This window comes from Nocardia amamiensis, assembly GCF_015477605.1.
GTDB classification, from domain to species: domain Bacteria; phylum Actinomycetota; class Actinomycetes; order Mycobacteriales; family Mycobacteriaceae; genus Nocardia; species Nocardia amamiensis_A.
On the sequence record NZ_JADLQX010000002.1, the window covers coordinates 153,948 to 167,143 of the forward strand.

13 protein-coding genes are annotated in these 13,196 nt (G+C 69.1%); 9 read left to right on the forward strand and 4 right to left on the reverse strand.

Annotated features, from left to right (window positions below):
• Nucleotides 1-17: 17 nt before the first annotated feature.
• Together IU459_RS03190 and IU459_RS03195 are read right to left on the reverse strand one after the other, a co-directional pair.
• Complete coding sequence (locus tag IU459_RS03190; protein WP_195127919.1) at nucleotides 18-1,322, reverse strand: tetratricopeptide repeat protein; 1,305 nt, start codon at nucleotides 1,320-1,322, stop codon at nucleotides 18-20.
• Between the two features lie 80 nt (nucleotides 1,323-1,402).
• The gene (locus IU459_RS03195; RefSeq protein ID WP_195127920.1) at nucleotides 1,403-3,025 is read right to left on the reverse strand and encodes a DUF4331 domain-containing protein; all 1,623 of its coding nucleotides are present in this window, start codon (nucleotides 3,023-3,025) and stop codon (nucleotides 1,403-1,405) included.
• 138 nt (nucleotides 3,026-3,163) lie between these two features.
• Here IU459_RS03195 and IU459_RS03200 point away from each other — a divergent pair, with 138 nt between their 5' ends.
• From IU459_RS03200 to IU459_RS03220, 5 genes are all read left to right on the forward strand, one after another.
• Complete coding sequence (locus IU459_RS03200) at nucleotides 3,164-4,708, forward strand: HD domain-containing phosphohydrolase (protein ID WP_195127921.1); 1,545 nt, start codon at nucleotides 3,164-3,166, stop codon at nucleotides 4,706-4,708.
• A gap of 80 nt (nucleotides 4,709-4,788) precedes the next feature.
• On the forward strand, nucleotides 4,789-5,388 hold the full coding sequence (locus IU459_RS03205) for a Uma2 family endonuclease (RefSeq protein ID WP_195127922.1): 600 nt from the start codon (nucleotides 4,789-4,791) through the stop codon (nucleotides 5,386-5,388).
• Nucleotides 5,389-5,596: 208 nt separating this feature from the next.
• A complete protein-coding gene (locus IU459_RS03210; RefSeq protein ID WP_195127923.1) occupies nucleotides 5,597-6,151 on the forward strand; it encodes an RNA polymerase sigma factor in 555 nt (184 codons plus the stop codon).
• Nucleotides 6,148-6,420, forward strand: a complete 273-nt coding sequence (locus IU459_RS03215) for a hypothetical protein (RefSeq protein ID WP_195127924.1) — start codon at nucleotides 6,148-6,150, stop codon at nucleotides 6,418-6,420. The genes IU459_RS03210 and IU459_RS03215 overlap by 4 nt, the downstream gene beginning before the upstream one ends.
• Nucleotides 6,421-6,512: 92 nt before the next feature.
• Nucleotides 6,513-7,433 (forward strand): LysR substrate-binding domain-containing protein, encoded by a 921-nt coding sequence (locus IU459_RS03220; protein WP_195127925.1) that lies wholly within the window; start codon nucleotides 6,513-6,515, stop codon nucleotides 7,431-7,433.
• A 34-nt stretch (nucleotides 7,434-7,467) separates the two neighbouring features.
• On the opposite strand, the gene IU459_RS03225 is transcribed toward IU459_RS03220, so the two are convergent.
• A complete protein-coding gene (locus tag IU459_RS03225) occupies nucleotides 7,468-7,782 on the reverse strand; it encodes a hypothetical protein (RefSeq protein ID WP_195127926.1) in 315 nt (104 codons plus the stop codon).
• Nucleotides 7,783-7,921: 139 nt separating this feature from the next.
• Nucleotides 7,922-8,191 (reverse strand): DUF2631 domain-containing protein, encoded by a 270-nt coding sequence (locus IU459_RS03230; RefSeq protein ID WP_195127927.1) that lies wholly within the window; start codon nucleotides 8,189-8,191, stop codon nucleotides 7,922-7,924.
• A 212-nt stretch (nucleotides 8,192-8,403) separates the two neighbouring features.
• Here IU459_RS03230 and dxr point away from each other — a divergent pair, with 212 nt between their 5' ends.
• From dxr to IU459_RS03250, 4 genes are all read left to right on the forward strand, one after another.
• Nucleotides 8,404-9,543: a 1-deoxy-D-xylulose-5-phosphate reductoisomerase gene (dxr, locus tag IU459_RS03235; protein ID WP_195127928.1), complete on the forward strand. Its 1,140-nt coding sequence runs from the start codon at nucleotides 8,404-8,406 to the stop codon at nucleotides 9,541-9,543.
• A gap of 163 nt (nucleotides 9,544-9,706) precedes the next feature.
• Nucleotides 9,707-10,906 (forward strand): M50 family metallopeptidase, encoded by a 1,200-nt coding sequence (locus tag IU459_RS03240; protein WP_195127929.1) that lies wholly within the window; start codon nucleotides 9,707-9,709, stop codon nucleotides 10,904-10,906.
• Nucleotides 10,907-11,059: 153 nt separating this feature from the next.
• Complete coding sequence (gene ispG, locus IU459_RS03245) at nucleotides 11,060-12,217, forward strand: flavodoxin-dependent (E)-4-hydroxy-3-methylbut-2-enyl-diphosphate synthase (RefSeq protein ID WP_195127930.1); 1,158 nt, start codon at nucleotides 11,060-11,062, stop codon at nucleotides 12,215-12,217.
• 71 nt (nucleotides 12,218-12,288) lie between these two features.
• A complete protein-coding gene (locus IU459_RS03250; RefSeq protein ID WP_195127931.1) occupies nucleotides 12,289-13,152 on the forward strand; it encodes a GNAT family N-acetyltransferase in 864 nt (287 codons plus the stop codon).
• Nucleotides 13,153-13,196 lie beyond the last annotated feature (44 nt).

A 13,196-nucleotide genomic window follows, 5' to 3' on the forward strand; every position in this document is an offset into this window, starting at 1 on the left:
CGGCGAGAGCCGCTGCTTCATCGAGCGATGAGCGAGTCGAGGGCTCGTTGGGCGCGGGGCGCGTGCAGGGGTGAGAAGTAGGGGTTGGTTCGCAGCGCATCGGTCAGCGCGGCGGCGGCCTCATCGGTGCGGCCGAGCGCCGCGAGAATCATGCCGCGATGGTAGGCGAGGGCGGCGCTGCGCCAACCCAGGGTGGCCGCGCGGTCGGCGAAGACGATCGCCTCGTCATTGCGCCCGGCCTTGTGCAGCGCCCAGGCGAGCGCGTCGGCGGTGAGGATGCTCTGGCGGCGGTCGAATTCCAGCCGCGCCAGTCGCGCCGCCTCCACGGGATCGCCGTGGTCCGCGGCCAGCAGGGCGGCGTCCAGGTACTCCGTGGCTCCCTGCTCCTCGAGTCGCCGGAACTGGTCGGCGACCTCGCGATACTTGGCGGCCGCCGCATCGGGTCGTCCCGCTGAGTCGAGCAGCTCGCCGAACTCGATCAGGTACTCCGGCAGCGGCGCCCGGGTGGTCAACGCCGTGTATTGCGCGATCGCCTCGTCGACATCGCCGCGAGCGGTGCTCACCTTGGCGGTGCCTTGCAGCAGTGCCGCGTTGTCCTGGTTCGCCAGAAGGCCCGCGCGATACTGATTTTCGGCTTCGTCCAGGTTGCCGGTATTGAACGCGAGTTCGCCGAGGTGGTAGCGGCAGAAGGCGATCTGGTCGGCGGTGGTGGCGGCGGCGAGCGCCATCTGCAGCGCCTGCCGGGCGTCGCCGGTGCGACCGTGCAGTTCGAGGTCGTAGGCGGCGCGAGTGAACGACGGAACACCAGGACGCAGATCGAGCATCCGTTGGACCGCCGCGGTGGCGGCGTCGGCCTCGCCGAGCTGGGTCAGTGCGTCGATCAAGATGCCGTAGACGTCGGCGCTGTTCGGCCGCAATGCGAGGGCTTGTTCGCCGTAGCCGCGTGCGGCGGTGAAGTCGTGCCGGGCGTTGGCGAGCGCGCCGAGCCCGATCAGCGCCTCGGCATTCTCGTCGGGCTTCAACTCCAGCGATCGATCCAGCGCCCGCTGCGCCTGGCCGTAGTTCTCCGGATCCCCGGTTATGCGGGCCGATTCGACGTAAACGGCGCCCAGCGCGGCCCAGCCGGTCGCATTGCCCGGCACTCGGTCCTGCTGCTCTCGCATCTGCGCGATCTGCGCAGCCAACGGGTCGGCGGGGATCGGATCGGCGGTCGATGCCCTGTCGGGCAGTAGTGCGGTTGCGCTCACAATAGCGGCGATCAGCCCGATCGGGAGGAGCGCGAGCACTGGCTTCCGGCGCACGCGGGAAAGGATTGCGGACATGTCTGGTCCTCGAGTGGTACGGGAACGAATTCGGTGATTGCCGGGTGGCCGGATCGGATCCCGCCACCCGGGTCGGGATATCAGGCGCTCGGTGGCGAGTTGAGCGTTGTCGGCCGGTTCGCCCGGCGGCGCAGCACCAGCCAGCCGCCGCCTGCGACCAGCGCGGCGGCACTGGCACCTCCGGCGACGATCGGCATCCACGGCATACCGTCGTCGCCCTGCGGCGCCGCGGCGGGTCCGGTCGCGCTCGTCGACTGCCCAGGCGCGGTCGCGCCCTTCGCCGGCAGCGCGACATACGGGAAGCTCCTGGCGAACGGCGCGTCGTTGGCATCGACCTTGTCCCCGGTGGCGAGCGCGTCGACCAGCTTGCCGGTCTGCGCCGCGCCCTCGACGGCCTGCAGCGCGATATCGACCACGTCGTCGGTCAGTCGTCGGCCGTTGGGGAATCCCTGCAGGTCACCGGCGAGTACGCCGAGCCGGTTGGGCTGAGCCGTCGGCGGCACCGACATGTTCAGCCGCAGCATCTCCGACGGCCGGAACGCCGCGGCATTGGTATCGGCGTTGAGGATCTGCGAGTTCAGGTCGGCCTGGATGGGCGGCGCGCTGCCGTCCAGCGTCGGTGCCTTCTTCGCGATGCCGGTCAGGAAGATCTCCACCAGGTCATTGCGCGGGGTAGCGGGTGCGGGCACCTTGTAGATCGACTCGATCAACTGCGGCAACTCGGGTTTGGTGACCCGCTCGACCACCTGGGGAATCCCGGCGTCGCCGACCGGCTCGAGTCCGTTGAACGCGTCTTTGAGCCCGACCGGGACCACCAGCTCGTTCACGAGCGGGTTGCCGAGTCGCGAGACCTGCACCGACGCGCCGACCGGCGTGGCGGCGCCAGGGCTGAGCTGAAGCGTGCGGCGCTCGGTGTCGCTCCACACGCCGATCACCGGGTTGCGCGCCGGGTCGTTCTTCAGCGCGAGATCGCGCATCGGCACCTGCAGCACAACGGTGTTGACGTTCTTCCCGGCGAGTGTGTCGGTGCCGACCTCGGACAGGTCGCCGCCGTAGAGCAGGTCGAACACCCGCAGGTCGAGGAAAAACGGATCCTCCGCGGCGCCGGCGTACACGGTGCCGCCGCCCGGCAGATTCTCGGTTGCCTGCTTGCGCAGCTCGCCGTAGTCGGGCATCGAGGCCGGACCGGTGTAGGACGGAGCCGCCTGGCCGTGTGCGATCGGGCGCCAATCGTTCGCGCCGTGGCTGACCGACACGGTGTAGTTCTGGCGGAACAGCAGATTCTCGTCGTCGAGGCCGGTGACCGGCCCGTTGTTGTAGAGGAACGTGCGGGCGCCGCGCCGATCGTCGGTCGTGAAGGTGACTCGGTAGCTGATGTCCGGCTTCGCGTTGCCGTCGTTGTCGATGTTGATGTCGTAGTTGGCCTCGGTGGCCCACGGGTAGAAGTTCGGGCCGCCGTCGGGCTCCTGCAGGCCGAACCAGTTGGCGACGATGGTCACTGTGTCGGGTTTGTCCGGGCTGACGAACGCGTAGACGTCGGTGTTGTCCACCGCCGGATCACCGGCGATCAGCGGGGCCTCGCGATGACTGGAAGCGCCGGCGGTCGGCAGGACGAGGCCGCCCACCGTGCCGCCGAGCACAGTGACGCCGACAGCCAGGAGGGCACCGGCGACGCGGCGTCCGCGCCGAGGTGATCGGGACATGAGATTTCCCTTCGATAGGTGCGAAAGACGTTGTTGCCAATGGTCGGCGCGCGACCTGTCCGGCCACATCGGTCGATCGACCTATCCATTCGGAGAGTTCCGAATGACGCGCTGCCTGGGGCGAACTACCGTGGGAGGGTGTCGATCCCGCCCGCATCCATCCGGGTCACCGAGGTTCTCGCCGCGCTGTCGCTGACGACCGACCTCGCGACCGGGGCGCCGTTCGAGAAGGGCTTGGCGACCTGCCTGGTGGCCACCAGCCTCGCGGAACGGATCGGTCTGGACGAGGCGGACCGGCGGACCGTCTTTCACGCGGCCCTGCTCGGCGCGGTCGGCTGCACCAGCCGCGCGTCGGAAAACGCGGCGTCGTTCGCCGACGACATCGCCTTCCAGCGGGCCTACCATGTGCTGGACCCGGGCGATACGCCGATCTTCGCGACCCAGCTGGCGCAGTTCGGCTCGTGGGCGCCCGATAACCAGACACTGCTGCGGGACCGGTACGTCACGACCGCCCCGGCGCACGCGGCTGCAGCGGTCCGGTCGGTGTGCGAAGTCAGCCGTGCTCTCGGTCCCCGGCTCGGGCTTCCCGAGGCGGCGGTGGTGGCGCTCACCGAGGTGAAGGAGCGTTGGGACGGCCTCGGCGCACCGCAGCGGCTCGAGGGTGAGGCGATTTCGCTGACCGGGCGGATCGTGCACGTCGCCGAGCAGGCGGTGCTCGCCGCGGCCGATCGGGGCCGTCACGGTGCGGCGGAGGAGTTGCGGCGACGGGCCGGCGGGCATCTCGACCCCGAACTGGTGGCCCTGTTCGCCGCCGACGCGGACGCCGTGTGGGACTGCCTCGATGTACCGGACGTGCTCACTGCCGTGGTCCACGGGGAGCCCGGGGTGCCGGTGCGCATCAGGCCCGGTGAGCGGCTCCAGCTGTGCCTGGCCCTGGCGATCGTGGTGGATCTGAAAGGCCGCTGGCTGCTGGGGCATTCAGGGCATGTCGCCGATCTGGCGGGCGGGGCCGCGGAGCTGTGCGGGATGGACCCGGGCGATCGCGACGCGCTGCGCGCGGCGGCACTGCTGCACGATATCGGGCGCGTCGGGGTGTCCAGCGCGATCTGGGACCGGCCCGGACCGCTCGGGCCCGGCGACTGGGAGCGCGTTCGGCTGCACACCTACTGGACCGAGCGGGTGCTGCGACGCTGCCCCGGACTGGCCGACCTGGCGGACATCGCCGCCGGTCATCACGAACGCCTCGACGGCAGCGGCTATCACCGCGGCATCCGGGGGCGTGACCTCGCCAAACCGGCCCGGATCCTCGCCGCGGCCGACGTTTTCGCCGCGCTCACCGAGCCACGGCCGTATCGTCCCGCCTTCTCCCCGGACGACGCTGCCCGCGAACTCCTGGACGCCGCCTCGGCGGGCAACCTCGACCGGGAGGCGTGCGCCGCGGTGGTGGAGGCGGCCGGATTGCGCAAGCCCCGCACCGACCTGCCCTGCGGCCTCACCGAACGCGAGCTCGATGTGCTCCGGCTGGCCGCGCGCGGACTGTCGAACCGGCAAATCGCCACGCAATTGGTGCTGTCCGAGCGCACCGTGGGCCACCATCTCGCGCACATCTACGACAAGACCGGCCGCCGCACCCGCGCCGGGGCCGCGGTCTTCGCGATGGAACACGGGCTGCTGCCGGAGTAGGCCCTCCCGTCCGTAGTGGACGGTACGGCGCAGTCACCGCGCGGTGGCCCGGTGCGGTTGGGCCTGCAAGGATGCCCGGCATGAGTGCTGCCGACGAGCAACACGAACTGCGCCTCACGGCCGAGGAGTTCGCCGATGGCGCGGCGGCCGGGCTCGGCGACATCGAGATCGTTGACGGGCGCGTTGTGCGGCTGATGGCCCAGAGCCCTTTGCACAGCCGGGTGGTCCGGCGATTGGCTGGGTTGCTGGAGGCAGCCCGGCGTGATGGTGGGCCGTGCTTGGTGGTGGATTCCGGCATTGCCGCACGATTCGCTGACGCGGAGTGCTCTGGGGCCGATCGGCGGTTGAACATCCGCTATCCCGATATCTGGATTCGGGACTCTGAGCCGTACGACGTCAACACCGTACGGGAGCACTTGCTGCTCGTCGTGGAGGTGACGTCCGAATCAACCATCGACGTCGATATCACCGATAAGCGAATTCAGTACGCGGCTGCGGGCATTCCCCGGTACTTGATCGTCCGCCTGGACCAGAAGGAGGAGCGAATCGAGGATATCGAGGAATACCGCCTCGACGGGTCCGGCCGCCGCTACCTCGTGCACACGGTCCATCGCCGTGTGCTGCTGCTCGATGACCCGGTCGAGGCGACGATTCCGTTCGACGTACTGGAACAGGCCTAGATATCGGCCGGAGCGCGTCCGTGCCTGGCCGACCGTGCAATCCCTCGGGAGAAGCGAATCCTTTCGTGATTTCGAGCCTCTGATGTTCGTGTCAGCACGTCGGCTGGCACGGGACAGGAGGTTGTCGTGATCATTGCCGCCGTTGTCGTGGGTGTTGTACTGGTGTGTGCCTGCAGTATCGCCGTGCTGCGCAGGAAGGGGCGGACCCGTGGTTGAGACGATCTGGCCGGACACGGACCTGGTCGCTTCGGCGCGCGACGGTGACATCGGATCGATCGCCGCGCTGGTGTCCGGCTCGCATCCGCATGTGCGCCGATTCGCCTACTCGCTGTGTGCCACACCGGAGGACGCCGAGGACGCCGCGCAAGAGGCGTTGATCGTCCTGTATCGCAAGATCGGCACCTTACGTGCCTCGGGCGCGCTGGTGTCGTGGATGTTCCGCATCGTCCGCAACGAATGTCTGCGGCAGTTGCGGCTTCGCACTCGGCACATCGAGTCCCCGCCGGACTGCGCTGTGTCCTCGGCCGAGGAGCAAGCCATCCGCGCCTGGGAGGCCGAGCGGGTGGCCGCCGCCATCGCTGCCCTGCCCGGCGACCAGCGGCGGGTGCTGATCATGCGCGACGTTCAGGGCTACAGCGGTCGGATGGTGGCCGATGTGCTCGGCCTGAGTACCGCGGCCATGAAGTCGCGGCTGCACCGGGCCAGGGCGGCGGTCCAGCGCAGCCTGCGGGACGTGTCCGACCCGGGTGAGGAGGCGTCGTGACCGGCGAGCGCGGCTTCGCCAGTGCGTCCGTGCCGCGCCACCTACTGCGCGGGCTGGCCGGATTCGGCGCGGTGATAGCGGCGTTCGCACTGTATCCGCTGGTGGGATTCGTGAGTTTGCTGCTGGTGCCGGTCGGAATGGTCGTCCTGCGCGGCTGCCCGACTTGCTGGGCAATCGGACTCGTCCAGACGATCTCGCGTGGCCGCCTGCGCCGGTCCTGCGTCGATGGACACTGCACACTGGTCGGAACGGAAAGCCGTCCTGACTAGTCAACGCCTGGCAGCGTTCCTTGGCCGGTCGCACGGACAGTCGATCCGGTGGCGCGGACGTTCCCAGTTGTCGGTGGCCTACGCTTCCAGGCGTGAGCGGGTTGGAGTCGATCGACGTGGGGCGTCTGCGCTGGTTCGTCGCGGTCGCGGAGGAGTTGCATTTCGCGCGTGCGGCGAAGGCGCTGCGCATCTCGCGCGAGAAGCTGAGCCACACCGTCATCGACTTGGAAAAAGAACTCGGGACAAAACTTTTCGTGCCCGGTGCCCAGCCGACGCAGCTGACCGATGACGGGCGCGACTTGCTGGAGCGGGCGCGGGAGATCATCGAACGCGCCGAGTCGGAGGTCGATGAGCGGCCGCCGGTGCCGGCGGTGCTCCGAGTGGGCTTCGTGCCGGGTGTCACCGTCTCCAAGTGGACGAGAATCTGGGGCGAGCGTTTCCCCGAGACCCCGCTCGAGGTCGTCGCGCTGGCACAGGCCGACCAAGAGGCGGCGTTGCGCGAGGGACGGGTCGACATGTGCTTCGTCCGGTTGCCGATCGACCGTGCGGGCATGAGCGTGATTCCGCTCTACCGGGAGGTCCCGGTCGCGGTGGTGCAGAAGGACCATCCGATCTCGGTGTTCGACGAGGTCCGCATGGCGGACCTGGCCGACGAACACCTCCAGGACACCTCGGATGTCGACATGGTCGGCGGTGCGCTGGAACTCGTCGCCGCGGCGGGTGGGGCGGCCATCGTGCCGCACTCGCTCGCTCGTTTGCACCATCGCCGCGACCTCGTCTACCGCACGCTGGTCGATGTACCGGAGACGGAGATCGCCTTGGCGTGGCCTGCCGACCGCACCACGGAGGTGGTCGAGGATTTCGTCGGCGTGGTGCGCGGCCGCTCCGAGCGCAGCTCGCGCACTCCGGCCCGCGCCGAGAAAGCGGAGCCGCGGAAGAAGTCCCCGGCCAAACGCATCGGCCAGCGTCAGAGCCCAGCGAAGAAGAAGGCCGCTCGGCGGCGCGGGCGGTAGCGGCGCGAACCAGACGATCCGCGCCGCCGGTCGATCAGCCTTTGCAGACCCGGTTGAGTTCGTCGGTCGCGGCGTCCATGCTGGTGACGCTGTCGTCGGTGAGGGCGCGAGCGTACGCGGCTATGGCGTCCTTCTCCGCGCCTTCGGCGTTGATGGCCGAGAGCTTGGCGGCGAGGGACTGCTGCACGGTCGGGTCCAGGTTGCCACCCGACTCGGCGATGGCGGCGTTGATCGCGTCGATGGCCGCGCCGCATGCCGGTGACTGGGCGTGGGCAGGCGCCGCGGGCAGCAGGAGCAGGGAGCCGATGGCGCTCGCCGAGAGCAGGGCGGCGGAACAGGTCTTGATCATTGCGTCCTAAGCGTCGTGGGTACGGAAACCGGGGTCGGCGACCCGGTCGGGACGCGGACCCCGGACGCACACGGTACCGGACACGGTCGTCGGTATCGGACGAATGAAATTGTGCGAGAAGGCTATTCGTGCCGTGGAACTAGCGCGGCTTGCGCTGCAACCACGAGTCGCGGATGAGGATGCCCACGATCGCGGCGGCGAAGCCGATGAGGAAGATGTTCTCGACCTGGCCGCTGTGGTTGCCGACCAGCATGGCCAGCAGGATCACCGCGACGATCCAGCCCGCGATCCGGAAGGTGCGACGCGACTCGCCGCTCCAACCCCAGGCGGCGGAGGGAACTTCCGCGGGATCCACGCGAGTGACGATGCCGCGCTCGGTGTCGGCGTGTTCGAGTTCCGTGGCGGCCACGATCGCTCCTTTAGCTGTTTCCTGTACCGGGTTCCGGTACGCACTCGATGAGCTACTGCCGCATATCGTGACATACGACGGCGCGTCGTTGTAAGCCGGTATGGCCCGGAGGGGGCAGCGAAGCGTGACCACGGAGGGCTCCGCTCACGCCGAGAATGGGCACAGCCCCGCGCCCGTCGAACGGGTCCTCGGCGGTAGGACACAATGAGGTCGTGTCCGACATAGTCAGAGTCCTGCTGCTGGGCAGCACCGGATCCATCGGTACCCAAGCGCTCGAGGTGATCGCCGCCAATCCCGACCGCTTCGAAGTGGTGGGACTCGCCGCGCGCGGCGGCAACACCGAGCTGCTCGCCGCCCAGATGGCTGCCACCGGCACGCGCAACGTCGCCGTCGCCGATCCGGCCGCGGCGCGGCAGCTGGACCTGCCCCTGGGCGGTCCGGAGGCGGTGACCGAGCTGGTGCGTCGCACCGAGGCGGACGTCGTGCTCAACGCCTTGGTCGGCTCGCTCGGACTCGAGCCCACCCTCGCCACCCTCCAATCGGGCACCCGCCTGGCCCTGGCGAACAAGGAATCCCTGGTCGCGGGCGGTTCCCTGGTGACACGCGCCGCCGCGCCCGGCCAGATCGTTCCGGTCGACTCCGAGCATTCCGCGCTGGCGCAGTGCCTGCGCGGCGGTCGCGCCGAAGAGGTCGACCGGCTGGTGCTCACCGCGTCCGGCGGCCCGTTCCGGGGCTGGACGGCGGAAATGCTCGAATCGGTCGATCCCGCCGAGGCCAAGGCGCATCCCACCTGGTCGATGGGCCTGATGAACACGCTGAACTCGGCCTCGCTGGTGAACAAAGGACTCGAGCTGATCGAGACGCACCTGCTGTTCGGGATCCCCTACGACCGCATCGACGTCACCGTGCACCCGCAATCGATCGTGCACTCGATGGTCACCTTCACCGACGGCTCCACGCTCGCCCAGGCCAGTCCGCCGGACATGAAGCTTCCCATCGCGCTGGCCCTCGGCTGGCCGGACCGAGTGCCCGGCGCAGCCCCGGCCTGCGATTTCAGCACCGCCTCCACCTGGACATTCGAGCCGGTGGACAACGAGGTCTTCCCGGCCGTCGAGCTGGCCCGCGCGGCCGGGCAGGCGGGCGGCAGCGTCACCGCGGTCTACAACGCCGCGAACGAGGTGGCGGTACAGGCTTTCCTGGACGGCGCCATCCGTTTCCCGGACATCGTGCGGACGGTGGCCGCCGCGGTCGAGGCGGCCGGGCAGTGGCGCACCGAGCCGGATTCGCTCGACGAGGTCCTCGCCGCCGATTCCTGGGCCAGGGAATTCGCCGCCGCCCGGGTCCGCGGCTGACCGGGTGAGGCGGATCGGACTCGCGGAGCGACCGCGTCCTGGCACACTGAAGACACCGGGTCGGGCGGTGTCCGGTTAGGGTGATCAGAGTGCTCGCGGCCAGGAGCGGACGCGTGCGTGCGGGATATTCGAGCTGCGCAAACGCAGGAGGGCTGTAGAGCAAATGGTGTTCGCGTTGGGATTCGTGCTGTTCGCCCTCGGCATCACGCTGTCGATCGCGCTGCACGAATGTGGGCACATGTGGACCGCCCAGGCGACCGGAATGAAGGTGCGCCGGTATTTCATCGGCTTCGGCCCGCGCATCTTCTCGTTCCGCCGCGGCGAGACCGAATACGGCCTGAAGGCGCTCCCGCTCGGCGGCTTCTGCGACATCGCGGGCATGACGGCGCTGGACGAGCTGCGCCCGGAGGAGCTCGACCGCGCCATGTACCGCCAGGCCACCTGGAAACGGCTGCTGGTCATGTCCGGCGGCATCGCGATGAACTTCGTGCTCGGCTTCATCCTGATCGTGGTGCTCGCCGTCGGCTGGGGTCTGCCGAACCTGACCGAACCGCCCGCCACCGCACTGGGACCGATGAGCTGCGTGCCGCAGGGGAATCCGGATGGCTCGACCGTGCCGTGCACCGGCACCGGCCCTGCGCAGCGAGCCGGATTGCAGCGTGGCGACATCGTCAAGGAGGTGAACGGTGTCAAGGTGGACACCTGGAAGCAGTTCCAGGCCGAAACTCAGAAGCAGACGGGTCCGTTCACCTACCTCATCGAGCGTGACGGCCAGACCCTCGCCATTCCCGTGACTCCGGAGCGAGTGATGCGCTATCCCGAGGACGGTGGCGCCGGTCGCGAGGTGGGCGCCGTCGGCGTAGCGCCGGATCGCTACGAACCGGTGCAGTACAACGTGCTGGCCGCGATTCCCGCCGCGGGCGCGTTCACCGGCGACATGTTCGTACGCACCGTGGACTCGCTGGCCCAGATGCCCGCCAAGGTGTCCTCGCTGTGGGTCGCCGTCACCGGCGGTGAGCGTGATCCGGAAACCCCAGTGAGCGTGTACGGAGCCAGCAAAATCGGCGGTGAGACCGCCGAACGCGGTTATTGGAACATGTTCATCCTGGTGCTGGCCAGCTTGAACTTCTTCCTCGGCGTCTTCAACCTGCTCCCGCTGCTCCCGCTGGACGGCGGCCACATCGCGGTGGTGATCTACGAGAAGATCCGCAACACCATTCGCGGCTGGAAGGGCCTGGCACCGGGTGCGCCGGTGAACTACTTGAAGCTACTGCCGGTGACCTATGTGTTCGTCGTGATCGGCGGCGCCTACATGCTGCTCACCCTGGCCGCCGACATCGTCAATCCGATCAGGCTGTTCTGACCGGGGGCGATGGCCGGGCGATGTGGTTCGCGACGTAGTCTGTCGCGGTCGGCCGGGAAAGCGTTGTCGCTGCTGTCACAGGGTGGCCGGGCTGCGCCAAGGCTAGACTCGGCACCGAATGTGCCCGGACACGACGAAAGTAGGCAGCCGAAGGTGACCAGCACAATCGGATTGGGGATGCCGACCGCTCCCGCGGCCGTGCTCGCTCCCCGGCGCAAGACCCGCCAGCTGATGGTGGGCAATGTCGGGGTGGGCAGTGATCACCCGATCTCGGTGCAGTCCATGACCACGACCAAGACGCACGATGTGAACGCCACCTTGCAGCAGATCGCGGAGCTGACCGCGTCGGGCTGCGACATCGTGCGGGTGGCCTGCCCGCGTCAGGAGGACGCGGACGCGCTGGCCACGATCGCGCGCAAATCCCAGATTCCGGTGATCGCCGACATCCACTTCCAGCCGCGCTACATCTTCGCCGCGATCGACGCCGGGTGCGCCGCGGTGCGGGTCAACCCGGGCAACATCAAGGAGTTCGACGGCCGGGTCAAGGAGGTCGCCAAGGCCGCGGGCGCCGCCGGGATTCCGATCCGCATCGGCGTGAACGCCGGTTCGCTGGACAAGCGGATGATGGAGAAGTACGGCAAGGCCACGCCGGAGGCGCTGGTCGAGTCGGCGCTGTGGGAAGCGAGCCTGTTCGAGGAACACGGGTTCGGCGACATCAAGATCTCGGTCAAGCACAACGACCCGGTGATCATGGTGGAGGCCTACCGCCAGCTGGCCGCGCAGTGCGACTACCCGCTGCACCTGGGTGTCACCGAGGCGGGTCCGGCGTTCCAGGGCACGATCAAGTCGGCGGTGGCGTTCGGTGCGCTGCTGGCCGAGGGCATCGGCGACACCATCCGGGTCTCGCTGTCGGCGCCGCCCGCCGAGGAGGTCAAGGTCGGCGGGCAGATCCTGCAGTCGCTGAACCTGCGGCCGCGCAAGCTGGAGATCGTGTCGTGCCCGTCCTGCGGACGCGCGCAGGTCGATGTGTACACCCTGGCCAACGAGGTGACCGCCGGTCTGGAGGGCATGGAGGTGCCGCTGCGGGTGGCCGTCATGGGCTGCGTCGTGAACGGGCCCGGCGAGGCACGCGAGGCCGATCTGGGTGTGGCCTCCGGCAACGGCAAGGGCCAGATCTTCGTCAAGGGCGAGGTCATCAAGACCGTCCCGGAGGCGCAGATCGTCGAAACGCTCATCGAAGAGGCGATGCGGATCGCCGAGGAGATGGGCGAGGGCGCGGGCACCGGCGAACCGGTCGTCACGGTCGGCTGAGCCGAGACCCGCCGACCTGGGCTTTCGGCATAGCCGTACCGTATGGCGCCGGTTCGTGGCAGGCTGTCACCGTGCGGAGTCTGCTGGAGCCGGCGCGACGGGCCAAACACGCCCCTGCGCGGCAGCTCGCGAATCGGGACCTGGCGCAAGTACTGCGGGTGCTGGACGCCGATCCGGTGGCCTCCTGCATGGTCGCCGCCCGACTACAAGAGTTCGGTCTGGATACCCGATGTGGTCATGGCGAGCTGTGGAGCAGGGGCGGTCCGGCGGAGTCGCTGTGTTTCTCGGGCGCGAACCTGGTGCCGTTGCTGGGTGACCGAGACGCGCTGCGCGCGTTCGCCGAGCGGGCGGTCCGATGGCCGCGCATCTGTTCCTCGGTGGTGGGCCGCAGGGAGCTGGCGTTGCCGCTGTGGGAGATGCTGACCGTGCACTGGGGCCCGGAACGGGAACTGCGCGGCGAACAACCGCTGCTCGCCCTCTTCCAGCCGCCGCTGGCCACGCCCGATCCGGCGGTGCGCCGCGTGCGTCCGGCCGAGCTCGAGCGCTACCTGTCGGCCGCGATCGCGATGTTCATCGAGGAGGTCGGTGTCGATCCCCGCGCGGGCGACGGCGGGCGCGGCTACCGGCGCCGCATCCAGAGCCTCATCGAATCCGGTCGCGCCTGGGCCCGTTTCGAGGACGGGGAAGTCGTCTTCAAGGCCGAGGTGGGCTCGCTGTCCCGGCGCACCGGCCAGATCCAAGGGGTCTGGGTGCATCCGGACCATCGTGGAAAAGGCCGCGGCACCGCGGGCACGGCGGCGGTCGCGAGCGCGGTGGTCGCCTCCGGCCGTACCGCCAGCCTGTATGTGAACGACTACAACCAGATCGCTCGCCGCGCCTACAGCCGGGTCGGGTTCCGGCAGATCGCGACCTTCGCCACCGTCCTCGTCGACTGACCGCGCATCCGTGCTGAATTCCGGAGTGCCGCAGGCTTTTGCCG

Coding starts and splice junctions, on each gene's coding strand:
- IU459_RS03240 (WP_195127929.1), top strand. CDS start 9,707: ATGGTGTTCGCGTTGGGATTCGTGCTGTTCGCCCTCGGCATCACGCTG.
- IU459_RS03205 (WP_195127922.1), top strand. CDS start 4,789: ATGAGTGCTGCCGACGAGCAACACGAACTGCGCCTCACGGCCGAGGAG.
- IU459_RS03190 (WP_195127919.1), bottom strand. CDS start 1,322: ATGTCCGCAATCCTTTCCCGCGTGCGCCGGAAGCCAGTGCTCGCGCTC.
- IU459_RS03195 (WP_195127920.1), bottom strand. CDS start 3,025: ATGTCCCGATCACCTCGGCGCGGACGCCGCGTCGCCGGTGCCCTCCTG.
- IU459_RS03225 (WP_195127926.1), bottom strand. CDS start 7,782: ATGATCAAGACCTGTTCCGCCGCCCTGCTCTCGGCGAGCGCCATCGGC.